The sequence below is a fragment of the Cognatundibacterium squillarum genome (assembly GCF_014652435.1).
In the GTDB taxonomy this organism is placed as follows: Bacteria; Pseudomonadota; Gammaproteobacteria; order Burkholderiales; family Burkholderiaceae_D; genus Undibacterium; species Undibacterium squillarum.
This window is the reverse complement of the sequence record NZ_BMYU01000001.1, coordinates 14,189-40,045: the sequence shown is the minus strand read 5'-3', so window position 1 is coordinate 40,045 and position 25,857 is coordinate 14,189. Positions and strand designations below refer to the sequence as shown.

Below are 25,857 nucleotides of genomic sequence, written 5' to 3'. Positions count from 1 at the left end.
ATTCAACAGCAAGGGCCAGAAGGCCCGGTCTTACTGAGAGAAACTTATGTCAGAAATCAACCAAGCAACTGTCAGCAGCGAAGTGCATGCCGACGACAATGCCATTATTGCAGAACGCCGTGCCAAGCTGGACGCGATCCGCAAGAAGGGCATCGCGTTTCCAAATGATTTCCGTCCTCAGCACAAGGCTTCTGACCTGCAGGCAAAATACGCGGAACAAAACCGCGAAGAACTGGAAAGCCTGAATGTGGAAGTGGTTGTTGCGGGCCGCATGATGCTCAAGCGTGAAGCAGGTAAAAAAGCAGCATTCGCAACCCTGCAGGATGCTTCCGGTATCAAAGCGGATGGCCGCATTCAGATTTACGTCACACAGGACAAAACCGGTGACGAAGCAATGGAAGCATTCCGTCACTATGACCTGGGCGATATCCTGGGTATCCGTGGTGTACTGTTCAAAACCAAGACCGACGAACTGACCATCAAAGTAACCGAACTGCGTCTGCTGACCAAATCGCTGCGCCCTCTGCCGGACAAATTCCATGGCCTGTCAAATCAGGAAATGAAATACCGTCAGCGTTATGTTGACCTGATCACCAGTGAAGAAACACGCCGTACATTCAAAGCACGTACTGCGGCGATGACTTCTATCCGCAACTTCATGGCCAGCCATGACTTCATGGAAGTTGAAACACCAATGCTGCACGCAATCCCTGGCGGTGCAGCTGCCAAACCGTTCATTACTCACCACAATGCGCTGGACATGGAAATGTTCCTGCGTATCGCACCGGAACTGTATCTGAAACGTCTGGTTGTTGGTGGCTTTGAGCGTGTATTTGAAGTTAACCGTAACTTCCGTAACGAAGGTGTTTCTCCACGCCACAATCCGGAATTCACGATGATGGAATTCTACGCTGCCTACGTTGATTACAAATGGCTGATGGATTTCACTGAGCAAGTGATTCGCAAAGCAGCAGAAGATGCACACGGCACAGCAGTTCTGACATATCAGGGTAAAGAGCTGGATCTGAGCAAGCCTTTTGAACGCCTGACCATCGTTGGCGCAATCAATAAGTACGCGCCGGGTTACACGAACGAACAACTGCACGATGTAGATTTCCTCAAGGCTGAACTGGCGAAATTCGGCGTTAAACCACTGGCAACCGCTGGTCTTGGCGCGCTGCAACTTGCACTGTTTGAAGAAACAGCTGAATCCCAACTGTGGAACCCGACTTACATCATCGATTATCCGGTGGAAGTTTCTCCGCTGGCACGTGCTTCCGATACTGTCGCAGGCATCACTGAACGTTTTGAACTGTTCATGACGGGTCGCGAAATTGCGAACGGCTTCTCTGAGTTGAATGACTCTGAAGATCAGGCTGCCCGGTTTATGGCGCAGGTTGCTGCGAAAGAAGCTGGCGACGATGAAGCGATGTACTACGATGCTGACTATATCCGTGCACTCGAATATGGTCTGCCGCCAACCGGTGGTTGCGGTATCGGTATTGACCGTCTGATGATGCTGATCACAGATTCTCCGAACATTCGTGACGTGATTCTGTTCCCGCATTTGCGTCGTGAAGACTAAAAAACACATTCGGGCGATTTACCCCGCCTGAATTTATGCAGGAAAGACTGAGGGACTGTATGATTGCAGTCCCTTTTCTTTTTTGCATGAATTTATGTCTGCCGCCCCACTGCATCCATTAAAGCGGTTGTTGCGCTACGCCAATAATTACCGACGCGATTTTCAGCTGGCGACGCTCTATTCCGTTCTCAATAAATTTTTTGATGTTCTTCCCGAAGTACTGATCGGCGTTGCCGTTGATATCGTCGTCAATGGTGAAAAGAGTTTTCTCGCAAGAGAAATACTTGGCCAGTTCGGCATCACCCAGACATGGCACCAGCTGATTTTACTCGGTGCACTGAATGCAGTTATATGGATGGGCGAATCCTGGTTCGAATACTTACTTTGCCTGCGCTGGCGTAAGCTCGCACAAAACCTGCAGCATGATCTTCGACTGGATGCCTATGATCATGTTCAGAAACTGGATATGGCGTATTTTGAAAACCAGCGCACCGGCAATCTGATGTCCGTCATGAATGAAGATATTAATCAGATGGAGCGTTTTCTGAATGGTGGTGCGAATCAGATCATTCAGGTGATTTGCTCATCCATCATGGTCAGCACGGTGTTCTTTGTATTGCAACCCAAACTGGCCGTCATCGCCCTGCTGCCGGTTCCGGCAATTCTGTTCGGGGCATTCTGGTTTCAGAAAAAACTCGCCCCACGCTACGCAAAGGTACGGGAGGCAGCGGGTGATGTCAGTGCACGACTGAATAATAATTTACTCGGCCTTGCCACAATTAAGGCTTTTGCGACCGAAGAATTTGAGAAGCAACACATTGCACAAGCCAGTGCGGCCTACAAAGATGCGAATGCTGCTGCCATTGCTGTCAGCTCTGCAATCACACCGGTCATCCGCATGGCAATTCTGGCCGGGTTTACGGCCACCCTGGTATATGGCGGGTGGCTGACCTTACATAATGAGCTGGCAGTTGGTGCATATTCCGTACTTGTTTATCTGACTCAACGCCTTCTGTGGCCGATGACGGGTCTGGCCGAAGTCGCAGATATGTACCAGCGATCGATGTCTGCCATTGAGCGCGCAATGAATCTGATCGACACGAAAATCCAGATCAGCTACGACGGCAAAAAACTTACTACAAGTGAAGTAAAAGGCGAAATCCGTTTTGAGAATGTCAGCTTCAGCTACGCTGATCATCCAACTTTGCAAAACATTAATCTGACGATTTCCTCAGGGAAAACCGTGGCATTTGTTGGCTCTACTGGCTCGGGTAAGTCGACGCTGGTTAAACTGCTGCTACGCTTCTACAGTCCGCAATCCGGTCAGATTTTGCTGGATGGACAGGCAAGCGACCAGATCAATCTACAGGATTTACGCCGGGTAATTGGGTACGTCGCACAGGATAGCTTTCTGACTGATGGTACGATCGCGGAAAATATTGCATACGGTATCAACAATGCCAGCGATGAAGCAGTGTATGAAGCTGCACGTGCTGCAGAAGCGCTGGAATTTATTGAGAAATTGCCACTGGGATTCGCCACCAAAGTTGGTGAACGCGGACAAAAACTGTCAGGCGGACAGCGTCAACGCCTTGCACTTGCGCGTGCGATTCTCAAGGACCCGCCCATTCTGATTCTTGATGAAGCAACCAGCGCTGTTGATAACGAAACTGAAGCCTCGATTCAGCGCAGTCTTGATGTGATCAGCAAAAACAGAACCACCATTATCATTGCACATCGTTTATCCACCATTCGCAATGCAGATCTTATCTGCGTACTGGAAAACGGTAAAATGACAGAAACAGGTACTCATCAGACCTTGCTGCAAGACCAGGGCATCTATGCTGCACTTTGGAAGCTGCAAACAGGCGAACGTACATTCTGAGAATATTGAAAGGCCAGATTTTCATGAAGCGCATTCTTTTTAACTGTATCGCCGGCGCAGCAATCGCCCTGTCAGGCGTGCATCTGTATAGCATTGCACAGCACCGGAATAATGTTTCAGCGCCGAGTGATTCTGCGGCGCATCCGCAGTTAAAACCACTGGAAGTCAATTCTTCGTGGGTAATTGAAGGTAAACCGAATTTTCGGGCAAGTGAATTTTTCAAATCCAGTGACGGTAAAACCACCTCAGGCATCTTTGAGTGCGATGCGAGTACCTTCGAATGGCATTACTCGCACGATGAGGCAATCTATATTCTGGAAGGCGGTGTTGAACTGGAGTATCTGGGTAAAAAATTCTCACTGAAAGCCGGTGACAGCGCTTTCTTCCGTGCAGGCACAGTTGCACGCTGGAAAGTGCCGCAACATATCCGGAAAACATGGACCCTGTATGACGCTGGCAGACTGGAGCGCAAATTCGCACCTGTCTGAACTTGACATCAGACTATGAATTTCCCCTGCTTCAAAACAAAAAAGGCAGAGCCAGAGGTTCAGCCTTTTTTACGGCAAACCACGATTAGTTACTGATTTTCTTACTCAGATTCAAAGCGCTCAGGAAAGCATGTTCAATTTTCCCTCCGCCCTCCAGTCCGGCACTGAACCAGTCTCCGCAAGCGCCGATGCCAAATTCTTCCGAATATAAAAAGTCCGCTGCCACCGGCTTTTCAGCCTGCGCATATGCCCAGCGGTGTACAACGGCATGCATGGGCTGAATCTGACTTCCTGTTTCTTCATGAAAAGCCTTCAGCATTTTTTCCAGCACCCGTTCAGGCTCATCGCGCAAATGCTCTTCACTCCAGGCCGGACCAGCTTGTGCAATCCAGCGCTCACCGGCACGGCGCCCGGGTTTCGCATTGTCACGTGCAATCCAGTTTAAGCGGTGGCTTTGCACAAACGCACCGTCAAACGGTAAATTCAGTTCAAACGGAAAACCCAGCATCATCGTCCAGCATGGAGACATATGTACTGCCGATGCTTCTGCAGCAAGTTCAGGCACAACAGACAGCAAAGGCGCAGCCTGTTCAGCCGGAACTGCCATTATGATGCGGTCAAACGGACCCGCAGTCGCCTCAATTGCGGTGGCAGGGCTACGGAAGCGTAGCAGCCATTGCGAATTCCAGCGTTCACATGCAGTAATCGTATGCTCAGTTCGCACATCCAGCCCATGCTGCAACTGTTTCCCCAAGGCATTCATCCCTGGTACAGCAACATAACGCACAGTCCGCTTTTTCTCAGTCGTCACTTTCCCGTGTTCCAGTGCAACGATACGGCCATCCCATTCTGCAACCCAGCCTTGCTTTATCCAGTCTGAAACCTCTTTTCTGAATCGGGCTGTACTTGCGGTAAAGTACTGCGCTCCATGGTCAAAACCACCGATTTCAGTCTGGCGGGTGCTCATCCTGCCGCTGACACCCATTGCTTTTTCATAGACTGTGACATGATGTCCCGCATGTTGCAATTGACGTGCCGCCGTCAACCCGGCCAAACCGCTTCCGATCACAGCAATATTCAGCATGTATACTCCTGTCTCTTACCAATAAAAAAGCCCGCTATATAGAGCGGGCAATCTTCCATTCATACAACTTTATTCTTCACCTTCCTGCGCTGGCCAGTCACGAATATACGCTTTCAGCATTTTATTTTCGAAACTCTGCGCTTCCAAAACCGCTTTTGCCACGTCATAAAACGAAATTACACCAAGCAAAGTTCTGGCATCCATCACTGGTAAGTAGCGGGAATGCTTTTCGAGCATCATCCGGCGCACTTCATTCACTTCAGTTTCCGGCGTAACCGTCAGCGGATGGTCATCCATAAATTTACGCACGGTCCCAGCCTCCGCAAGCGTACCTTTATTGCCGTGAATACCACGAATCACTTCGCGAAAAGTCAGTATCCCCGCCAGCTCGCCGTATTCCATCACCACCAGAGAACCAATATCTTTTTCTTCCATGACACTGACAGCATCCATAATCGGTGTATCAGGCGTCACTGTGTAGAGGATATTACCTTTCACCTGCAGAATTTCAGATACTTTCATTTTTTCCTCCACGCGAATTTGTTTTATAAACTGCATATCAATGTATCTTATGCGCCGCAAAAAATCCAGCCTGAACGTGTTGGATACAAATCATAACCATTACCGTATGGACTAAATGATGCGCAGTCAAACACAGGTGGCCTACATCAAACAACAGTTTCACTCTGCACAATATTCAGCGCATACATAAGCAGGCATAATTTCACTCAGGGATCACTTCGGCACAGTTTTTCCGGTGTAAATCTGCAAACCATACACACGGGCACTGAATCCAACTTTTTATCATTGACGTTATACAACATGAAAAAACAGGCTAGTCAGGACGTTACGATTTTCAAAGGAAATACATGCGACACATGGAAGCCAGGGCAGCCCTGGATCGTTTTACTGCATGGAGCACAGAATGATCACACTGTATGGGATAAGCAAGTAAACTGCCTTTCGGACTCGGGATGGAATGTCATTTCACCCGATCTCCCCTGCCATGGACAATCAGGTGGTGAGCCTTTGGCGTCGGTGCCTGAAATGGCGAACTGGATAGCAATGCTCATCACCGATTTTGGTGTACGCAATCCCGTCATTGCTGGTCATAGCATGGGATCGCTGATCGCGATTGAATTGGCGATGAAACATCAGCTCAATTGCCAGAAACTGATCTTACTGGGCACGGCACTACCGATGCCTGTTTCATCGCAATTACTGGCAATGACAAAAGACAATCCTCTTGAAGCGATACGACTGATCTGCAAGTGGTCACACAATCCGGCAAAAACACCTTCAGGCATAGCGACTTCAAGTGAAATTACCGCAGCCAGCCTGCAACTGATGGAGCGTATCCATCACGAAAACTCTGCGCTTACGCTTTTTTCTGACATGAACGCCTGCGATGCTTATCAACCTGACTTTGAGTCTCTGAAACAAATCTCTGTACCTGTACATATTATCGCTGGCGAAGCCGACAAAATGACGCCGCTCAGCGCTGCCAAAAAGGCAAGCGGATACTTCAAGAATAGTCATTTGCATGTCATCCCCAATGCAGGGCACTCACTGATGACTGAATCCGGCGAGGAAACTGTGCAGTTATTGTCTGCAATTCTGAATGGCGGGATATGAATTATCAGAGTCTCGCATTATTTACGCTTACCGAAGCAGCGCTTTCACTATCCCCCGGCCCGGCGGTGATGATGGTCATTACTTGTGCCCTGACAAGCGGATGGCGCCGATCTGTTTATGCAACGTTGGGAATTCTGAGCGGAAATGCAATTTATTTCGTGCTATCAGCCAGCGGTATCAGCGGCTTGATTTTGCAAGCGCCCGGGTTATTCGTCACGATCAAGTATCTTGGCGCACTGTATCTGACTTATCTTGGTATATCCGCCCTGACTGGTCGCCCGTCTCCACTAACGATCAGTCAACTGCAAGATACGTCGCCACCTCCGCTTACTGTTTATCTGCAAGCCTTAATGCTGCAGTTAACCAATCCGAAAACCTTATTAATGTTTATCGCCATACTTCCACAGTTTGTCGATACATCTCAGCCAGTGTCTTTACAGATCTTTCTTCTTGCAGTTTGTTCGATGGTCCCTGAATGGTTCATCCTGCTTGGCTACGGAATCGCAGCAAGTCGCGCAAGACACCTGATTACAAAAGAAAAATATGCTGTCGCCACTGAGCGAATTGCCGGAATTTTGGTCTTGTTTGCAGCTTTGATGGTAGTAATCAACTGATCATCACGAAATGGGCAGGCGCCAGCTCACCGACCGTAGGATTCGTATTCGCTGATGCCTGCCCAGAATCTGTTCATATCAATCGGGTAGCCAGACTGTTCAGATAGTCCGCACGAAATCGTCTGAGAATGAAGTCTTTAAAATTATTCTCTTTCAGTCTGATCCATGCCTCAGAACGCTTCGTTGCAGATGTCGCCTTTGCTTCTTCCAGCATGGATGGACTCAGATGCGTAACAGCCTTCGTCATCCGCTCATAACCGTATAAGTCCATCCAATCACCACAAATTGACTCAATTGCATCAACTTCATCCAGCCTGAGCTGACTTAAAAACTTATCTTTATTTGCCATAATCGGAGCAAAACAATTGCTCTCCCACAGCGCTGACATACGGGAAATCTGTTGCGCCTCGACTGAATGGGAAACGTCCAGCATTTGTGGCAGAAATGCGATCCCGAAAAACGCACAAATTCTGCGCAGAACGGTTTCCTGATCTGACAGAAAATCTTCATACCGTATTGTTAAAACGCGGTCCGGCCATTTCTCCACAACATTTTTTGCAAGCTGATGTGCCTCACACCAGGTCAGTGCATTCAGACGCGAATCGTAATCATGAATAATCGCTCTGTTCATCGAAGCGACCTGTGCTCTTGGATCACGTACAACATTTAAAAACAGCATATCGGGGAATAAGGTCATCAGCTCATCAGCATAACGCACGCTGTCCAGCGATTTATCCATCACCACCCTGGCCTCATGCTGCTCACCCGCGCGCAACAGTAATTCCCACAAAATTCGGTGAACTGAGCGCGGCTCATTCTTCAAGGCTTCAAATAACTCTGCGGGTTCAAACACAATATCTTTCCACTTCACCATACTGACTGACTGCAACCCAATCACATCGACCAGCAGACGAAAATAGTTTTCGTCGTTTTGCAAATCACCATACTGCGGGAGCAGCGGCATGAAATCGATAATATGCAATGGATATGGCGAATAGAATTCCGGACTGTTATTCAGGCGTAATCGCAGAGCATGACTACCACAGCGACGCAACGGGATCATCAATACTGGCTTTGGACGCGAAGCATTTTTTTCATGTGTAGCCATGGCACACTCCTTTTTTGATCTCTGCGCACACGAATCGGCAAGACGAAATCGTCATTCGGAAAAATACTGAAAAAACAACCTTACAAAATGGTCAAGTTCAGATGCTGGCAAAATATTGACTCCTCCAGCGCTGCGCCGGCCTCCACCAGTCAAAAAACGTCCGCAAAAGGTATTTGCCGGATGAAGATCCGGCATTGCAGACCGGATGCTAACAACGAATGCTGAATTTGTTTTTGGCACGATAACCGCACATGATTTGGATGGATTATCAGTTGCGAGCTGGTTTGCGAATTCTCCTGAAATTCGTCGTGCCCAAGACTGATCCGGCAAAACATACAGTATTGCATCTTTGCCCGTTTCAGTCGGATTCAGCGAATTTAAATACAGCTGGTCACTGTGATACCCTCTTTGCAACGTTCTGAAAGCACTTGCCTCAGTAATCATCTGAAACGGGTCTTTATACTGGCTCATTTCTGCATACAATAAAGCCGGATGAAAATGCAGATCTGCCAGCGATTCACCGTAAGCGTTATAGTTCAACAGTTTTCCCAGCTCGCAAAGTTGCCCGACTTGATACTCAGACAACCCCAATGATGTGGCGAGTTTTCGGGCCGTGTTACTGAGGTTATCTCCGAACGCGCCGACGATCGCCCATTCAGAATACTGCCGGCCTAGCGCATTGTTCACAAGAACACTGCTGCAAACCTTTGGGTCGTCATCCCAGTACATCGTTAGTCCGGGATGCTCAAAACGGGTATTGGCACTGTGATGGTCAAAATAGGTCATCTTCACGCCTGAATCCAATAACTGACGGATCGAGTGAATGTTTTGATCAAAACTAATGTCGAATACGTTTACGCTGTCACCGTATGAAGCACTTAAGTTCTGCAACAGACTGATGTCACGTTTTGCACCTGTTACGAGCTCAGTGTCTGCCGGATAGGCCAAACGCCACTGATGAACAGCACAAATTCCATCAGCATCACCGTTGAAGACGTCAATATCTCTGCCGTTTGCACTGAGTGACATTATTCGTCCTTTGATTGCTGAACAATAAAACTGTGTTCCGATAAGTAGTCGAACAATACCTGTACCGATCCACCCACTGTCTGCCTGTCACTTTTCAAGACAATGTCCGGATGCAGCGGTATTTCGTAAGGTGCGCTTATGCCGGTAAAGTGAGGAATTTCACCATTTCGTGCCCTTTGGTATAAGCCTTTCGGGTCACGTTCTTCACAAACGGAACAAGCTGCATCAACGTATATCTCAACAAATCGTGTATCTCCAATAATTGCTCTTGCCATCGCCCGATCGCTGGCAGACGGAGAGATAAACGCGGTAATCACAATCATTCCGGCCTCATTGAACAAATGCGCTACCTCAGCTGCACGACGTAAATTTTCACGACGGTCTTGCTCACTGAAACCAAGATCACTACACAAATGATGGCGGAGGTTGTCGCCGTCGAGCACCACACAAGCATGCCCCGCCTGCAGCAGTTTTTTCTCCAACGCATACGAAATTGTCGATTTACCTGCTGCACTGAGTCCAGTCATCCAGAGACATACAGGTTGTTGTTGAAAAAGTGCATTCCGCTCCCCTTCTACAACATTCGTAGGATGCCAGACTACCTGCCGTTGAGCGGGTGCCGGTCGTTGCAAAAAACGTCCGAAGCTTTCCTGGCGATCGGCGATTTCATTCAGTAAATTTCTCATCGCCGTGGCGGGTGCAAGGGAATTCATATCAACCTCCGCATTTCAGTATCGACAATTAACGCCGTATTTGTCTCAACGCATTCATACGCTTTGGAATGTGTTGCGATACAGCACGTTTCGGCAGTGTCAGCACTTCCGCATGTGTTACTTCAGCGGTTATCGGCTTTTGACCCTGAATAACAAATGCTGAGACAACATCGTTCAGTAAATCTGCCTGATCCTGCAATGACTTTGCCGCTGCGGCAGCCTCTTCCACCAAAGCGGCATTCTGCTGGGTGGTATCATCCAACTGCACGATTGCTTCATTAATTTGTTCGATACCCGATCGCTGCTCCTGAGTGGCCGTCATAATTTCCCCCATAATGCCGGTCACTTTCTGAATACTACTTACGATTTCCGCCATTGTATTACCAGCCTGATCTGCGAGTTCGGTACCTGCGACAACTTTGCTCACAGAATCTTCGATCAGTTTTTTGATTTCGCGGGCCGCTTCAGCAGAGCGTTGCGCAAGATTACGAACTTCGCTGGCAACCACTGCAAAGCCGCGCCCCTGCTCACCCGCCCTTGCTGCTTCAACCGCTGCATTCAGTGCCAGAATATTGGTCTGAAATGCAATTCCGTCAATCACACTGATAATTTCAACAATTTTGCGCGAAGAATCGTTAATTGCTCCCATGGTATGAACGACTTCATCCACCACAGTTCCGCCACGAGTCGCAACATCTGCCGCCGACTGCGCCAGTTGATTCGCCTGACGGGCATTTTCCGCATTCTGTTGAACCGTGGAAGTCAGCTGTTCCATTGAAGAGGCTGTTTCTTCCAGTGCTCCCGCCTGCTGTTCCGAGCGCTCAGACAAATCCATATTTCCGGATGCAATCTGGCGTGAAGCAGAAGCGATTGTTTCTGTTCCTGTACGGACTCTGCCAACGATATCTCCGAGGCCGTTTCGCATGTCCCGCATTGCGTGCATCAGGCTGTGCGGATGCTTTTCATCTACACGAATTTCCATGCTCAGATCACCACCAGCAATACGCTCCGCAATTTTTACGGCATAGCTTGGTTCACCACCAAGCTGATTCAGCAGACTCTTCACAATCAGCCAGGATGCGGCAACACCTGCCAGCCATGCCAATCCACCGAGCGTCAGCAACAAAGATTTCGCTGTCTGATATCCTTGTTCCGCAGCTTCCACAGCCAGCAGATTCTGCTTTTCCTCCGCCTGAATAAATTGCGAAATTAATTCCCACCATTTTTTCTGAGCCGGACGATAGTCGTAGCGAAGATGCTTATAGGCTTCCTCTTTTTTCTTTTGCATCGCGAGTTCCAGCCCTCTTGCAATAAAAGGTTCACTCAGCTTTGCCTGTTCGCTGATGGCTTTCAGCATTATCAGTTCGGCATCAGTGGATTCCGGATCTTTCTTGACCAGTGCTTCAAGCTTCTCCTGTGCCTGGAAATATTTTTTGTTTTGCGCTGCAATCCGCTCGACTTCAATCTGGATCTCTTTTTCTTCCTCAAGAAGAATCAGATTACGCAAAGCCAGTGCACGCTCAGTCACTGTCAGATACATCGTTTGTGCAAGCCGAATTTCTTCATCATTAAACTTAACGATGTGTTCTGCGCGGTCATGAATTTTCTGCATATTGAGGATACCAAGCCCCAGTATCAGCATCAGAAAGACCAGAACCATCCCAAAGCCGGCAACCAGACGGGTCGAAACCTTTGTATTCTCAATTTTCACAGTCGCCTCCGGAAGTTCACCGTCATATTTAAATATTCACTGATTACAATGATTCTAATTAGCACACCGATGCATTACAGGACCAATATGCATTAATTGACTTTAAAATCATTTTTTGTGCCAATGTCATTTCAATGCATTTTGCAGATGGCAACCTCGCACGATTAGCACCCGGGCTGTGGTAAAAAATATTCGTGCCCAGAACTCAACATAGTGTGAAATTTTGTAAAATCCAGCAATATCCCGAATTTGTCTTAATCTGACTGACAACATATGTTTTTGAGCATAAAAAAAGCCGCTATAAGCGGCTTTTTCTCAACATACTTTAAATTTTCCTTAGAAATCATGTCAAATTTTACATTGACATGTAAATGCAAAAATGTGGGTCAGGTCAGACTTTTTTGCATCGCTACATGCGGTATGCCCGCCTCTTCAAAAATCTCTCCGACACGGACAAAGCCCTCTTTCCGGTAAAAAGGTTCAGCAGATTGCTGTGCATTCAGCATGACGATGCCATCGCCCCGACTTTTCGCCTGCGCCATCAGATTGCGTAAAATTTCAGCACCTACGCCCTGGCCTCGCACAGAAGACAGTACAGCCATGCGCCCGACATGTCCATCCGGCAAAAGACGACCCGTTCCTACTGGTTCACCAGCGGCACTGTAAGCAACCGCATGCAGACAATTTACATCGTTCGCATCCCATTCCAGCTCTGCCGGAATACCCTGTTCCTCGACGAACACTGCCTTGCGTACAAACTGTGCATCTTGCTGCAGGCTTCCCCAGTCCCCCAGCCTGACTATAAATTCACTCGCTACCATACTCTGCCCTGTCAAAAACGAACCAATTGTTTACCAAAATTACGGCCTTTCAGCAGCCCGATTAACGCATCTGGCGCACTTTCCAGCCCCTCTGAGACCGATTCACGGAATGCCAGTTCCTGATTTCTGACCAGCACTTCCAGTTCAGACAACCCCTGCGGCCAGCATTCCGGATGTTCCGTCACAATGAAACCCTGCACCATTAAGCGCATCGTCAGCAATGCGCGTGAATTTCGGATAGGGATATCCTCACCGTTATAGCCGGAAATCATTCCGCACAAGGCTATCCGTCCAAACGGATTCATGCGGGCAAGACTGGCATCAAATATTTCTCCGCCCACGTTTTCAAACACAGCATCGATACCATCCGGCGTTGCATTAGCCAGCGCATTTTTCCAGTCCATCTGCTTGTAATCGATACAAACATCAAACCCAAGAGTTTGTTCAACATAAGCACATTTCTCCGGCCCGCCTGCAATACCAACCACACGGCGACCAAGCTTTCTGGCCAGTTGCCCCGCTGTTCCGCCAACGGCACCGCTGGCTGACGAAATGACCACCGTCTTTCCGGCGACCGGTTTCAGAATCTGATGTACGCCATACCATGCCGTCATCCCCGGCATCCCGAGAACGCCAAGATAGGCAGACATCGGGATATCCTTGCTGATACGACGCAAGCCCTGACCATCACTGACTCCCAGTTCGCTCCAGCCAAACATTCCGGCGACTCGATCGCCAATCTGCCATTGCGGATTTTCGCTGGCAATCACTTCACCTACAGTGCCACCGATCATCGTTTCATTCAGTGCCTGCGGATTCGCATAGCTTTTACGCTCACTCATGCGCCCGCGCATATAGGGGTCCAGTGACAGAAAATGATTCTTAACCAGAATCTGCCCTGGTTTCAGATCAGGAACAGGTACGGTCTCCAGTCTGAAGCACTGGCTGGTAATCTCCCCGCGCGGCCGCTCCGCCAGCACAATTCGGCGATAAGTATTCATCATTCTTCCGTAAAAAATAACCCAACCTGTATTTACCTGCACATTCTGCGCAGCTGCGCCGCAGAATTGGCGATTTTCAAATATTTAAACGTACCGCTGGCTTTTGCAATTAATCGTTCTCCGTCGCAGATTTCGGCTTCGCAAAAACACATCGTCGTCGATTGAAATACCACGCTGGCGGACGCCTCAATCTTTATCCCCGCAACGCCGCCGGGTTGCAGAAAAGTTGTCTTCATTTCCACAGTCACCACACCCCGCTCATCGCTGACCAGACTGCGGGCGGCATTCGCCATTGTGACATCAAGCAAAGTCATCAGGACTCCGCCGTGGGTAATTCCCCAGCTATTCATATGTGAGTCCGTCAGCGGCAGTAAAGTCCGCCCCTGTCCGGCGGAACAATTGCCAAACATCACGCCAAGCGCATGTAAATAGGGATGGGTATCAGCCTGTACGGGTGTGAATACGCAATCTGAAAGAGGATGCGCGTGGTCTGCATCTGGGGTAATCAAGCGGAACTCCGGATAGATAAAGCAAAACGCGCATCATACCCGAAGCAGCGGCCACAACTGAATTTCCCGAAAGTTCAAAATGACTGATCGGGGAAATGCATGGTGTTTTTCCCGGCCTGCGCCAGCTGGTTCAGCATCAGTTCTGCTGAGGGCAATTCCCACAAATAGAAGTAGTCGAGTGCCGCCATCTTACCTGCAAAAAAGTGGGGTTCTGTATTGCCGCCGACATGCTCACAGCACAAAACCACATCCAGCCAGATCCATGCAACAACCACATGGCCAAATGCTTCCAGATACGGCGATGCCTGCGCCATTGCCCGTTCCTGCTGCGTATCGGTCAGCAACTGCCGGGTCACCCGCGCCAGCAAGTGCATTGCTCTCGCAAGATGCTTTCCGTGCGCAGCCAGCACCGTGTGTTGCCCCGCTTTAAGCAAGGTTTTGTGCATGGTTTCGCCCAGCAATTCCAGCGCGGTTCCATCCTCAAGGCGCAATTTTTTACCGAGTAACTCCAGCGCCTGCACACCGTGGGTGCCTTGCTGAATCGCATTCAGGCGATTGTCCCGGAATAATTGCTCTGCTGCGCACTGCTTTGTGTATCCGACACCGCCAAAAACCTGAATCGCGAGATGGTTTGCCTGCAATCCCCACTGTGCAGACCAGCACTTCGCTACCGGTGTCAGCAATTCGCGCAGCAAGGTCGCATGACGCCGTAAATCTGCATCCGGTGCGGTGGATTCTTCATCACTGAGTCTTGCGCAATACAGACTCAGCGCCAGCGCGCCTTCGCTGTAACACTTCTGGCGCAACAGCATGCGGCGCACGTCGTCGTGCCGGATGATCGGGATCTGTGGCGCCTCTGCTGACTTTTCTGTCCATGCTCTTCCCTGACGCCGTTCCCGCGCATATCGCAAAGATAACTGATACCCTGCGCTTGCAATCGCTGCTGCAAACAGACCGGTTCCTGCCCGCGCCTCGTTCATCAACTGCAGTAATGGTGCCAGCCCCCTGTGCAAAGGGCCGATTAACCACCCGATCGCACCGGCTTTACCGCCGGGACGATGTGTTCCCTCCCCGAAACTCAGGCTGCAATTGATCAGACCGCGATAGCCCATGGTGCGGTTTATACCTGTCACTGAAATATCATTCTGCGCAATTGCCTCACCGTTCGCCTGACGGATCAGTGCGGGTACCAGAAACAGCGACAATCCGCGGACACCCGGAATCAGGTTCCCGTGGTTGTCCGGTACTCTTGCCAGCACCAGATGCACGATGTTGTCCGCCATCGTGTGCGCACCACCCGCCACCCACATTTTATGTCCGAACAGGCGGTACGCAGCAGGACCATCAGGAATGGCGCGGGTTTCGATATCACCGAGACTGGAACCCGCCTGCTGTTCCGCCAGACACATTGTGCCGAACATTTTCCCTGTGAAAACCGGGGCGGCGTACTGCGTTATCTGTGCCGGCGTACCCCAGCTCTGGATAGTACGGGCGCACGCCAGTGAAATTTGCGGATAGGCAGCAACCGCCGGATTCGCCGCAGCAAACAGTGCAAAACAGGCCCGCTCGATCAGTACCGGCAATCCCAGCCCGCCCTCTTCAAATGGCTGGGTCAGCCCGAAAAATCCCTGATCACGCATCGCATGTAAGGCATTTCTGATTTCCGGTGTCATGCGGACTGTGCCGTTTTCTAGCACAGGTTCGTGTTCATCAGCCTGCCGGTAACACGATGCCAGTTTGTCACCGGCCAGATTCGCCGCCCGATCCAACAACGCACTGAGACTGGCACGATTGTGCATTTGTTTAGCGCCGTGATGCAGATACTGATCCGCTTTCAGCCAGTCAAATAGCAGAAACTCCAGCGTTTGCCGGTGAATAAGCGATGTAGGCATGTCATTTCCCCGCTGAACAGTGAAACTTCCCTGAAAATTCCGGTGCAATGCTGCTGCAATTGACTTCAATGTAGTGCTTTTCCAACAAGCCTGCCAGTAAGCAGATCAAAGATTGCTGTCACGCTCTCGGGGTATGCGCGTTTGGGCAGCGGATTTCCCTGAAAAAAATCCTGTTTTGCCGGTGAATTGCCTGCGTGTAAGTTTCTGTAAGTTTCAAGCAAGACTCTAGTAAGGTTTGTCTCCCACACTGAAAGTAAGCATCTGAGTCAGGTGTTGCAGTTTGCCTGACGCGGCGGCCCTATACATTTAATTACACAACAGGAGACAAGCATGGCGACAGCACAAAAAGCAGCGTCAAGCGGCATGACAGCGGAAGAGCGCAAAGTGATCTTTGCATCCTCTCTCGGTACAGTGTTTGAGTGGTATGACTTTTATCTGTACGGTTCGCTCGCCGCGATTATCGCGAAACAATTCTTTGCCGGTACCGATCCGAATACCGGCTTCATTTTTGCGCTGCTGGCGTTTGCAGCAGGCTTCATCGTTCGTCCGTTCGGCGCGCTGGTGTTTGGTCGCCTCGGTGACATGATCGGTCGTAAATACACCTTCCTGGTCACGATTCTGATCATGGGTGGCGCCACCTTTGGCGTCGGCTTGCTGCCGAACTTCACGACCTGGGGCATCGCAGCACCGATCATTCTGGTCACGCTGCGTGTTCTGCAAGGTCTGGCACTGGGTGGTGAATACGGCGGTGCAGCGACTTATGTGGCTGAACATGCACCAAACGGCAAACGCGGTGCTTACACTGCCTGGATTCAGACCACGGCAACGATCGGCCTGTTCCTGTCCCTGATGGTGATTCTGGGTACCCGTACTGCAGTCGGTGAAGAAGAGTTTGCAGCATGGGGCTGGCGTATTCCTTTCCTGGTGTCGATTTTCCTGCTGGCAATTTCTGTCTGGATTCGTTTGTCCATGAATGAATCCCCTGCTTTCGCCAAAATGAAAGCAGAAGGCAAAACTTCCAAAGCACCACTGACAGAATCCTTCGGTCAGTGGAAAAACCTGAAAATCGTGATTCTGGCACTGGTTGGTCTGACTGCTGGTCAGGCTGTAGTCTGGTACACCGGTCAGTTCTACGCGCTGTTCTTCCTGCAGCAAACACTGAAAGTCGATGGTGCAACGGCAAATATGCTGATCGCTGCTTCGCTGGTGATCGGTACACCGTTCTTCATCGTATTCGGTTCGCTGTCTGACAAAATCGGCCGTAAGCCTATCATCATGGCAGGCTGCCTGATCGCTGCAGTGACTTACTTCCCGATCTTCAATGCGCTGACACACTATGCAAACCCTGCACTGGAAAACGCACTGAAAAACTCTCCTGTTGTGGTAACAGCTGATCCGGCAAACTGCCAGTTCCAGTTCAACCCGACCGGTACCAAGAAGTTCACTTCCTCCTGCGATATTGCAAAAGGCGTGCTGACTTCCTCTTCCGTGAACTACTCTAACGTTGAAGCACCTGCAGGTTCTGTGGCTACCATCAAAATCGGTAACGAAACTTACACCTCGTTTGATGCAAAACTGACACCTGACGGCCGCAACTTCGATGCTGACAGTAAAGCCAAAGAAGCGGAATTCAAGAAAACCATTGCTGCTGCGATTAAAGCTGCGGGCTATCCTGCCAAAGCCGATCCTGCACAAATCAACAAACCGATGGTTCTGGTTCTGCTGGTAATTCTGGTTCTGTACGTCACCATGGTGTACGGCCCGATTGCAGCGATGCTGGTAGAAATGTTCCCAACCCGTATCCGCTACACATCGATGTCTCTGCCTTACCACATTGGTAACGGCTGGTTCGGTGGCTTGCTGCCAACTACAGCCTTCGCGCTGGTGGCCTTCAAAGGTGATATCTACTACGGTCTGTGGTATCCGATCATCATCGCTCTGGCAACCTTCGTGATTGGTGTGCTGTTTGTCCGCGAAACCAAAGACAACGACATCTACTCGCAAGACTAAGCCCTGCTGACCTGCCGGTACTTTTTCAAGATCCCCGGCAGTCAGACAACAAAAAACCCCGCCGAATGTGCGGGGCTTTTTGTTTTTAACGACTGACCTGTTTGCAGGTTTGCGCAAATCGCGACATTCATCACAACTTTGCCAGAAAAACTATCTGACGCGCTAATGCTGCCAGACAGAGTCAGCAGCTGAGACTAAGCCCCGGATCGCCCGGAATAGCCCGAAACTGACCAAAACAGGCTCAAATGCGGTGTTCTGCACAGCGATCCGGCGGTCGTCGGCAGAAAGTCCGGCTCTCCGGAAATGCCGGATGCGGATACCTGCACAATCCACGCGCACAGGATCAGCGCGGAGCGCTTGCCAGATGCGGCAAACGGTAATGCATGGTCAGGCTGACTTCTGCGCCCTGCGCCAGCAATTGCGCCTGACTGCCCACCACCAGCGTCGCACGGTCGGGAATATGCCCGAACGGCAAACCGGTCACGATCGGCACTGTCACCAGTGAACGGATGTATGCCAGCATCGCCGCAAAGTCATAGCCCTGATCGTGTTCCGCCAGCTTGTAGCCCGAGAAATCCCCGAGCACAATCGCCTTCTGACGGTTCAGTACGCCCGCGTAATGCAGTTGCAGCAGCATGCGTTCCACACGGTAAGGATGCTCACCGATATCTTCGAGGAACAGAATCCCGTTCTGCTCTTCATGCCAGTAAGGCGTGCCCAGCGTATGCACCAGCATCGCCAGATTCCCACCCCACAAACGGCCTTCTTCTGCCACCTGCATTCCGGCGTCAATTGCTTCGGTCTGACGGAATTGCAGGCGATGCGTGTCATGCTCCAGCACATCCACAAACTGCTGCAAGGTCCAGTGATGCAAAGGATCACGCAAAGCGTCATCACACAACATCGGCCCTGCCAGCGAAGGCACGCCACGGCGCAGCAATTGCTGATGACATAAGGTGAAATCGCTGTAACCAACACAGGTTTTACCGGCAGTCGCAAACGCATCCCAGTCAATCAAAGGCATGAGTCGCGATAAACCGTAACCGCCACGTAAGGCCAGCAAAATACCAGTATCCGCATCCTGCGCAGCTTGCATCATGGATACAGCGCGCGCCGCATCGGAACCGGCGAAGCGCTGAAATTTTGCATCGGCATCGTAAAACGAACGCACGGCAAAACCCATCTCACGCAGGCTGGCTAAGCCCCGCTCAGGGTTCTGACGCGCCAATGGCGCACTACTGGGAATAACCACCGCAAGAGTTTGCGGCGAAGACAAACGGGGTAAATCAGACATGGCAGCACCGGTAAAAAGACCAGTGCAGGAGCTTAACTCAGAGCGCCCCGTTGCCGCAATGACAGGTACAGGAAGCAGCAGCTTCTGCCCTTTTTTGTTTATTCAGACGACGTCGTTCCGCGAAAAAACTGCGCAGCAAACCCACGCACTCTTCCGCCATCACATCGCGGGTTACCTGCGTATGGTGATTCAGCTTGTCCTGCTCGAATAAGTTCGTCACCGAACCCGCTACGCCGGTTTTATGATCGCTGGCCCCGAAAATCACACGACGAATCCGCGCATGCATGATCGCACCTGCGCACATCGCGCAAGGCTCCAGCGTCACATACAAATCGCAATCCGGTAAGCGGTAATTTTGCAGCGCTTGCCCGGCGGCGCGCAATGCCATCATTTCGGCATGGGCAGACGGGTCGTGCAGGCCAATGGGCTGGTTGTAGCCGGTGGCAATCAGCTTGCCATCGTGAACCAGCACCGCCCCCACAGGCACTTCGCCGATTGCTTCGGCTTTTCTGGCTTCCGCAATGGCCAGCTGCATCCACTCCGCATCCTGCGGCTGGGCTGGCACATCACGTAAATACGGCACGGCTTCCATCAGCCGTCGATCTCAGCCCAGCAGTTCGGGGTTTCGTACAGCGTCACTTTTTTCAGTTCCAGCACGCGGCCAAAGCGGTTGTGATACACCTCTTTCAGGATATCAAACGCAATCTTGGCCAGATTTTCCACGGTTGGCACACGGTCAATAATCACTGTTTTATGGCCCGGCAATTTCTCCAGGAAATTACGCACCAGAAAATCTTTTTCATACACGATAAATGCATGGTCCCACAGATTCACCAGATGCTGATTTGCCAGCGATTTGATATCGCCGAAATCCATAATCATGCCGTTATCAGATTCACCGTCATGCTCCACCACCTCGCCGGTCAGCGTGATTTGCAGCGTGTAACGGTGCCCGTGCAGGTTTCTGCACTGGCTGCTATGGTCAGGAATACGATGACCCGCATCGAATTCCAGTTTACGGGTAATGGTTAACATGAAACTTCAGATATTCTTTTAAGGGATTTGTAACAGCTTATGCGTTTGCAGACTGAGTTTCCATTGCGGATGCTGCTTACAAAACTCAATCGCCAACCGGATATTATCCTTCTGATCCGGCCCGTCCATTGCCTGTACAAAATAATGTTCAAAATCAAGGCTGGCATATAAAGCCATATCCTGACCATCCTGCGGTATGACCACCTTGATCTCGTTACCGCGTCGCACCACCAGCTCGGAACCCATTTTCGGACTGACACAAACCCAGTCCACCCCCTCGGGTACCGGCAGCGTACCATTGGTTTCAATCGCAATCTCAAAGCCCTGCTGATGCATCGCGTCAATCAGCACCGTATCCAGCTGCAACAGCGGCTCACCACCGGTGAATACCACATATTTGCTTTGCGGATACGACGCTGGCCACAGGCTGTTAATCCGCTCAGCCAGTTGCTCTGCCGTCGCAAATTTACCGCCGCCTTCGCCGTTGGTACCGACAAAATCGGTATCGCAGAAACGACAAATCGCCGTCGCCCTGTCCTGCTCGCGCCCGGTCCACAAATTACAGCCGGAAAACCGGCAAAACACCGCCGGACGTCCGGCATGATTGCCCTCGCCCTGCAGCGTATAAAACATTTCTTTGACGCTGTAAGTCACGCCTGATTCCCACTCTATGGACTATGGCCGCTTTCAAAGCACGCACACCAACCGGCGCACCGTTGCCTGAAATGCCACGATATTGATTCGATTCAAAACGACAACGCCGACATACAAATCGGCGTAACCGCATATGATACCACAGGCAAGTACTCAGGCTAATTCACGGACTGGAAGAATTCAACTCTGGCGGGATTTCAGGGTAATTTTCACATGCTGACGTAGCCGGATGCCTTCACATTCAAAACAAGAAGCCCGCTTGATTGCGGTCCTCTTGTTTGACCAACGGAGAGTCAATGCTCTAAATATAATGACAAATTCTTATTTCTGGGAAAAATATAACGTTGCAGCTCAAATCACCCTTTCAAGCCGTTGCTACCTTAGATTGTGTCAGACGTTCCAGTGCAATGCGCAGCGCACGATCATCGAAGAGTCGGACCTTACGCATGGCTGCATCCTTTCCTCCTCGCCAATTACGAAGTCCTTCTCGTAAAGCAGATATATTCGGCTCCACACCTTCGCGAGCAAGCAACCAATCCACAGTCGCTAACAACTCCATTCCGAAGGGTGACTCAAAACCATCAATCAATGCAGTCGCCGATTCCAAGGCTCGAATGTAAGCTCGAGCTTCACTGTTGAGATATGCTTGAACAAACTCCTTTTGTTCATCATCGAACCAAATCACGTCTAGTGGATTAGCATCGCTAATCCGCTTTTCGGAGTGCAGATAGCTTCCATCTAAGTTATTCAACAAGTGATCAAGTCGGTTGGCATATGGACCATATTTATGCGCAGTGAACTGCAAATTCAGTGGGTTGTCGCCAGGGTTATAGCGCTCGATAGCGCGCTCCACAAACCATGCAAGCTTCTGAATCTCCAACAGGCTGCATTCCATACCCAACACCCAGTACCGGCGCACAAGTTCGGCGATCAATGCACGCGCTGGCGTCAACTTTTCTACGCCAGTCCGCTTAGCAACATTTTGGTATTGTTTAGTCGGCTCAAACACCAAGATATCTATATCCAGATCACCTAGTGCCAACTCAATTTGTTTACGCACATCCATCCATTCTAGCCCGCCATTTCCAGCTCCCAGCGGTGGAATCGCGATGGATTGAACCTTCTGTTCAACCAAAAAGCGCCGAAGGTCTTGCAAGCCCTCCACTACCCACTCCATGCGTGATGGCGCCCTCCAGTGCTGCTTGGTAGGAAAGTTGACGATCCAGCGTGGCCCATCCAATTCGTGTACCGACGTTACAAACATTTTTCCGGTCTGCACTTCCTTGGCTTTACAGGCGGCAGCGTAGCGATGGAAATTCTCATCAAACCGTTCTTTGAACATCAGCGCGATGCCTTTCCCCATCACTCCGACGGTGTTGACGGTGTTGACCAGCGCCTCAGCACGAGCCTCCAATAAATTGCCCTGAGTAAATGTAATCATTAAAAGTACCACCCTGTCCGTACATAAACTGGAAGATTCAAATGACGAACCTGAATTTCCTGTTTGATGCATTGTTTCAAAGATTCTGTATAGCACACGATGCCAAGAAGCCCAGCTACCGGCACGTGCTGGTAAATTAGCGCCTCGGCCTGATATCGTTCAAACTTAGCAGGGTCTTCCGGGTCCCGTTTGAAATCCCTTCTCTGCAGCAAAGGCCAGTCGATTTTATCGAGGTCTGCCAAGTCCGAATAGTAATCTGCCCACTGATAATAGGCATGACTGTCCGTGAACAGAAAAGGCAATCCGATCTCGGCAACGTGGCGAAGACTGGAAACCAAAATTACAATTTCTTCGTTCGGCCACTTTTTGATGCCGCCCCATCCCGTGTGAATGTTGCGCAACATTGGCGAAAAAGGTGTGAAATAGAACGGCACATAATCATTCAGGAAGCCTTTGGGATGCAACGGCACAGCATGACGAGCTCGCTTGTCAATAAGCTCCGGATTGCCGATATTCACCCAAGCTGGAGACCTCACCTCACTATTACCACAGTACAGGCCATTATCCAGAATCCACGGAAGGTTGTCGCGATGGACAATCCGCCAGATCAACGCTTTTTCCGGATTGAGATTGTTATAAAGCATTACAGAAACATCCCAGGATTTACATCCACTTCTAACTCCAGATCCATGTTATCAATCATTTCTCCGATTGCTTCAGCTACTTCGTCATTTGGCGCATAAATTTTGAAAAATTTACTTACTGGAACCGGGCCAAAGGAGAGGCACTCTGCCATACAAATACTCTTGCACTCAGGATCGTGATAGTTCCGAGTATTCATCGTCTCCCAATTTATCACATCAAACCCACGCTGAAAGTCCAACAATTCCGGTTCAACATTAGCCAATGGATGGCGAGGAATTACTTTCCAATTTTCGCGTTGTGCCACACTTCGCCGGACAGCGATAATAGCAAAGTCTTCATCTGGCCGATCAATCTGTACTCGACCGTCAAACGGGTTACGAGCAAACCAATGAAAAGGAACATAGTTTTCGAGGCCATAATCACTTCTGCCCTCAATGATTTCCTGATCGGCGACATCTGCAAAGTCTTGTAGGTGTGCACGAGGTAATAATCCGTGCTCGAGAATTCCAGACATATTTTCAAGGCTAGTCAGGTGATAGATAAGCTTCTGCTTTTTAATATCTGACATATAAAACCTCCGTTAAGCACCTCGGCCATACTCACTACTTCAAGCCCCCCCCCCAATCCTCAGGGCATCCGTGTTACCTTCGTGATTCAATCAAACACTTTCAGGAATTCAGTCACAGCAGAGTAAAATTTCAATCGAAAGAACGCTCATCGGATTAATCCATGTCTCAAGCCAAAAGGTGAGAGCACTTTGCGTTACTAATTGCTGTTCATTGTATCTGAGCAAATTTTGACCATACCCTCCTTTATAGCCAGATAATCTTACCAGATCGGCACAATACCCCACCAGCAACAGCCTCCAAGACATAGGAATTACTGCCGCCACCAAATATAAATAAAAAATTAATGTATTTACAACTCACTGAGAAATTAATTCTCGATCAGTCGTAAGCACAACCACTTTCCATGGTCACGACGAACTTAAATGATAAAAATACTGCAAATGCTTTTGCAATTCTATTTTGTATCTCCCTCAAAAAAGCCCGCTTCGTTGCGGGCTTTTTTTGATGGCTCGGACTAAATGTCAGTGCAAGCTAATTATTCCCACTCAATCGTTGCCGGTGGTTTGCCGGAGATGTCGTACACAACTCGGTTGATGCCGCGTACTTCATTGATGATGCGGTTGGAAACACGGCCCAGCAGGTCGTACGGCAGGTGCGCCCAGTGTGCAGTCATGAAGTCTTGTGTCTGTACTGCGCGCAGTGCAACAACGTAGTCGTAAGTACGGCCGTCACCCATCACACCAACGGATTTCACTGGCAGGAATACAGCAAATGCCTGACTGGTGGCGTCGTACCAGGTGATTTGTTTTTCTGCCTGCGGATCTACTACAGTGTTGCGCAGTTCTTCGATGAAAATCGCGTCTGCGCGGCGCAGCAGTTCTGCGTATTCGTGTTTGACTTCGCCCAGAATACGCACGCCCAGACCCGGACCCGGGAAAGGATGACGGTAAACCATGCTGTGTGGCAGGCCGAGTGCCACGCCCAGTTTGCGCACTTCATCTTTGAACAGTTCGCGCAGTGGTTCCAGCAGTTTCAGGTTCAGTGTTTCCGGCAGACCGCCGACATTGTGGTGGCTCTTGATAGTGTGCGCGCCTTTTTTGCCTTTGCCCGCACTTTCAATCACGTCAGGGTAAATCGTGCCCTGCGCCAGCCATTTTGCGTTGCTCAGTTTGCCAGCTTCTACCTGGAATACTTCAACAAATTCGCGACCGATGATTTTGCGTTTTGCTTCCGGATCCGTCACGCCTGCCAGATGGCCCATGAACTGTGCAGTTGCATCAACATGGATGACTTTAACGCCCAGATTTTTGGCGAACATGTCCATGACCATTTTGCCTTCGTTCAGGCGCAGCAGGCCGTGATCAACGAATACGCAGGTCAGCTGATCGCCAATAGCGCGGTGGATCAGCGCAGCAGCAACGCTACTGTCCACACCACCGGACAAGCCCAGAATCACTTCATCGGAGCCGACTTGCGCACGAATGGCGGCAACCGCTTCTTCGATGTAGTCAGGCATATTCCAGTCGGATTTGCAGCCGCAGATTTCATGTACGAAACGGCTCAGCATTGCTTCGCCCTGCAGGGTGTGCGTTACTTCAGGGTGGAACTGTACTGCGTAGAAACGGCGGGATTCGTCGGCCATGCCGGCGATCGGGCAGTTTGGCGTGGATGCCATCAACTTGAAGCCTTCTGGCATTTGGTTCACTTTGTCGCCGTGGCTCATCCAGACTTTCAGCATGCCGTGGCCTTCGTCGGTGACGAAGTCATTGATACCGTTCAGCAGCGCGGTATGGCCATGTGCGCGTACTTCGGCGTAACCGAATTCACGTACCAGACCGTTTTCCACAACGCCACCCAGCTGTGCTGCCATGGTTTGCATACCGTAGCAAATGCCCAGCACCGGAACACCAGCATCGAACACTGCCATCGGTGCACGCGGTGTATCGCCTTCTGTCACACTGCTAGGGCCGCCGGACAAGATAATGCCGGATGCGCCGTAGGTACGAATAAATTCGTCGCTAACGTCATAAGGATGTACTTCAGAAAATACGCCTGCATCGCGTACACGGCGGGCGATCAGCTGAGTGACCTGTGATCCGAAATCAAGAATGAGGATTTTTGAATGCATAATTCA

At 50.2% G+C, this 25,857-nt stretch carries 24 protein-coding genes; 6 read left to right on the top strand and 18 right to left on the bottom strand.

Going from position 1 to position 25,857, the window contains the following annotated elements; translation table 11 throughout:
- Positions 1-46 precede the first annotated feature (46 nt).
- From lysS to IE092_RS00170, 3 genes are all read left to right on the top strand, one after another.
- Complete coding sequence (gene lysS / locus IE092_RS00180; RefSeq protein WP_189355005.1) at positions 47-1,585, top strand: lysine--tRNA ligase; 1,539 nt, start codon at positions 47-49, stop codon at positions 1,583-1,585.
- A gap of 94 nt (positions 1,586-1,679) precedes the next feature.
- Entirely contained in the window at positions 1,680-3,470 is a 1,791-nt protein-coding gene (locus IE092_RS00175; RefSeq protein ID WP_229792950.1) for an ABC transporter ATP-binding protein, read from the top strand.
- A 23-nt stretch (positions 3,471-3,493) separates the two neighbouring features.
- Positions 3,494-3,958: a cupin domain-containing protein gene (locus IE092_RS00170; RefSeq protein WP_189355004.1), complete on the top strand. Its 465-nt coding sequence runs from the start codon at positions 3,494-3,496 to the stop codon at positions 3,956-3,958.
- A gap of 85 nt (positions 3,959-4,043) precedes the next feature.
- Here the strand turns inward: IE092_RS00170 and IE092_RS00165 are convergent, their stop codons facing one another.
- Both IE092_RS00165 and IE092_RS00160 read right to left on the bottom strand, forming a co-directional pair.
- Positions 4,044-5,042, bottom strand: a complete 999-nt coding sequence (locus IE092_RS00165) for an NAD(P)/FAD-dependent oxidoreductase (protein WP_189355003.1) — start codon at positions 5,040-5,042, stop codon at positions 4,044-4,046.
- 69 nt (positions 5,043-5,111) lie between these two features.
- Positions 5,112-5,564: a CBS domain-containing protein gene (locus tag IE092_RS00160; RefSeq protein WP_189355002.1), complete on the bottom strand. Its 453-nt coding sequence runs from the start codon at positions 5,562-5,564 to the stop codon at positions 5,112-5,114.
- Positions 5,565-5,864: 300 nt separating this feature from the next.
- Between IE092_RS00160 and IE092_RS00155 the strand changes: the two genes are divergently transcribed.
- Together IE092_RS00155 and IE092_RS00150 are read left to right on the top strand one after the other, a co-directional pair.
- On the top strand, positions 5,865-6,677 hold the full coding sequence (locus tag IE092_RS00155; protein ID WP_189355001.1) for an alpha/beta fold hydrolase: 813 nt from the start codon (positions 5,865-5,867) through the stop codon (positions 6,675-6,677).
- On the top strand, positions 6,674-7,291 hold the full coding sequence (locus tag IE092_RS00150; RefSeq protein WP_189355000.1) for a LysE family translocator: 618 nt from the start codon (positions 6,674-6,676) through the stop codon (positions 7,289-7,291). Before IE092_RS00155 ends, IE092_RS00150 begins: the two co-directional genes overlap by 4 nt.
- 73 nt (positions 7,292-7,364) lie before the next feature.
- Here the strand turns inward: IE092_RS00150 and IE092_RS00145 are convergent, their stop codons facing one another.
- The 8 genes from IE092_RS00145 to IE092_RS00110 all read right to left on the bottom strand — a co-directional run bounded on the left by IE092_RS00145 (position 7,365) and on the right by IE092_RS00110 (position 16,075).
- Positions 7,365-8,399 (bottom strand): sulfotransferase family protein, encoded by a 1,035-nt coding sequence (locus IE092_RS00145; protein WP_189354999.1) that lies wholly within the window; start codon positions 8,397-8,399, stop codon positions 7,365-7,367.
- 51 nt (positions 8,400-8,450) lie between these two features.
- On the bottom strand, positions 8,451-9,428 hold the full coding sequence (locus tag IE092_RS00140; protein ID WP_189354998.1) for an acetyltransferase: 978 nt from the start codon (positions 9,426-9,428) through the stop codon (positions 8,451-8,453).
- On the bottom strand, positions 9,428-10,141 hold the full coding sequence (gene cysC / locus IE092_RS00135) for an adenylyl-sulfate kinase (protein ID WP_308427089.1): 714 nt from the start codon (positions 10,139-10,141) through the stop codon (positions 9,428-9,430). The genes IE092_RS00140 and cysC overlap by 1 nt, the downstream gene beginning before the upstream one ends.
- A gap of 28 nt (positions 10,142-10,169) precedes the next feature.
- A complete protein-coding gene (locus IE092_RS18980; RefSeq protein ID WP_308427088.1) occupies positions 10,170-11,852 on the bottom strand; it encodes a methyl-accepting chemotaxis protein in 1,683 nt (560 codons plus the stop codon).
- Between the two features lie 386 nt (positions 11,853-12,238).
- Positions 12,239-12,673, bottom strand: a complete 435-nt coding sequence (locus IE092_RS00125; RefSeq protein ID WP_189354997.1) for a GNAT family N-acetyltransferase — start codon at positions 12,671-12,673, stop codon at positions 12,239-12,241.
- Positions 12,674-12,684: 11 nt separating this feature from the next.
- Complete coding sequence (locus IE092_RS00120) at positions 12,685-13,677, bottom strand: NADP-dependent oxidoreductase (RefSeq protein WP_189354996.1); 993 nt, start codon at positions 13,675-13,677, stop codon at positions 12,685-12,687.
- A gap of 29 nt (positions 13,678-13,706) precedes the next feature.
- Positions 13,707-14,183, bottom strand: coding sequence for a PaaI family thioesterase (locus tag IE092_RS00115; RefSeq protein WP_229792949.1), 477 nt, complete (start codon positions 14,181-14,183; stop codon positions 13,707-13,709).
- Between the two features lie 74 nt (positions 14,184-14,257).
- On the bottom strand, positions 14,258-16,075 hold the full coding sequence (locus IE092_RS00110) for an acyl-CoA dehydrogenase (protein WP_189354995.1): 1,818 nt from the start codon (positions 16,073-16,075) through the stop codon (positions 14,258-14,260).
- 330 nt (positions 16,076-16,405) lie between these two features.
- Here IE092_RS00110 and IE092_RS00105 point away from each other — a divergent pair, with 330 nt between their 5' ends.
- Positions 16,406-18,085, top strand: coding sequence for an MFS transporter (locus IE092_RS00105; protein ID WP_189354994.1), 1,680 nt, complete (start codon positions 16,406-16,408; stop codon positions 18,083-18,085).
- Between the two features lie 343 nt (positions 18,086-18,428).
- Here the strand turns inward: IE092_RS00105 and IE092_RS00100 are convergent, their stop codons facing one another.
- The 8 genes from IE092_RS00100 to guaA all read right to left on the bottom strand — a co-directional run bounded on the left by IE092_RS00100 (position 18,429) and on the right by guaA (position 25,851).
- Positions 18,429-19,379 (bottom strand): LD-carboxypeptidase, encoded by a 951-nt coding sequence (locus IE092_RS00100; RefSeq protein ID WP_189354993.1) that lies wholly within the window; start codon positions 19,377-19,379, stop codon positions 18,429-18,431.
- A gap of 37 nt (positions 19,380-19,416) precedes the next feature.
- Positions 19,417-19,971, bottom strand: coding sequence for a tRNA adenosine(34) deaminase TadA (gene tadA, locus IE092_RS00095; RefSeq protein ID WP_189354992.1), 555 nt, complete (start codon positions 19,969-19,971; stop codon positions 19,417-19,419).
- The gene (gene queD / locus IE092_RS00090; RefSeq protein ID WP_189354991.1) at positions 19,971-20,414 is read right to left on the bottom strand and encodes a 6-carboxytetrahydropterin synthase QueD; all 444 of its coding nucleotides are present in this window, start codon (positions 20,412-20,414) and stop codon (positions 19,971-19,973) included. Before queD ends, tadA begins: the two co-directional genes overlap by 1 nt.
- 18 nt (positions 20,415-20,432) lie before the next feature.
- Positions 20,433-21,068: a 7-carboxy-7-deazaguanine synthase gene (gene queE, locus IE092_RS00085; protein ID WP_189354990.1), complete on the bottom strand. Its 636-nt coding sequence runs from the start codon at positions 21,066-21,068 to the stop codon at positions 20,433-20,435.
- A gap of 364 nt (positions 21,069-21,432) precedes the next feature.
- Complete coding sequence (darG, locus tag IE092_RS00080; RefSeq protein WP_189354989.1) at positions 21,433-22,509, bottom strand: type II toxin-antitoxin system antitoxin DNA ADP-ribosyl glycohydrolase DarG; 1,077 nt, start codon at positions 22,507-22,509, stop codon at positions 21,433-21,435.
- Complete coding sequence (gene darT / locus IE092_RS00075; protein WP_189354988.1) at positions 22,509-23,153, bottom strand: type II toxin-antitoxin system toxin DNA ADP-ribosyl transferase DarT; 645 nt, start codon at positions 23,151-23,153, stop codon at positions 22,509-22,511. The genes darG and darT overlap by 1 nt, the downstream gene beginning before the upstream one ends.
- Positions 23,153-23,722 (bottom strand): DarT ssDNA thymidine ADP-ribosyltransferase family protein, encoded by a 570-nt coding sequence (locus IE092_RS00070; RefSeq protein ID WP_189354987.1) that lies wholly within the window; start codon positions 23,720-23,722, stop codon positions 23,153-23,155. Before IE092_RS00070 ends, darT begins: the two co-directional genes overlap by 1 nt.
- Before the next feature lie 536 nt (positions 23,723-24,258).
- Positions 24,259-25,851, bottom strand: a complete 1,593-nt coding sequence (gene guaA / locus IE092_RS00065) for a glutamine-hydrolyzing GMP synthase (RefSeq protein ID WP_189354986.1) — start codon at positions 25,849-25,851, stop codon at positions 24,259-24,261.
- Positions 25,852-25,857: the final 6 nt, after the last annotated feature.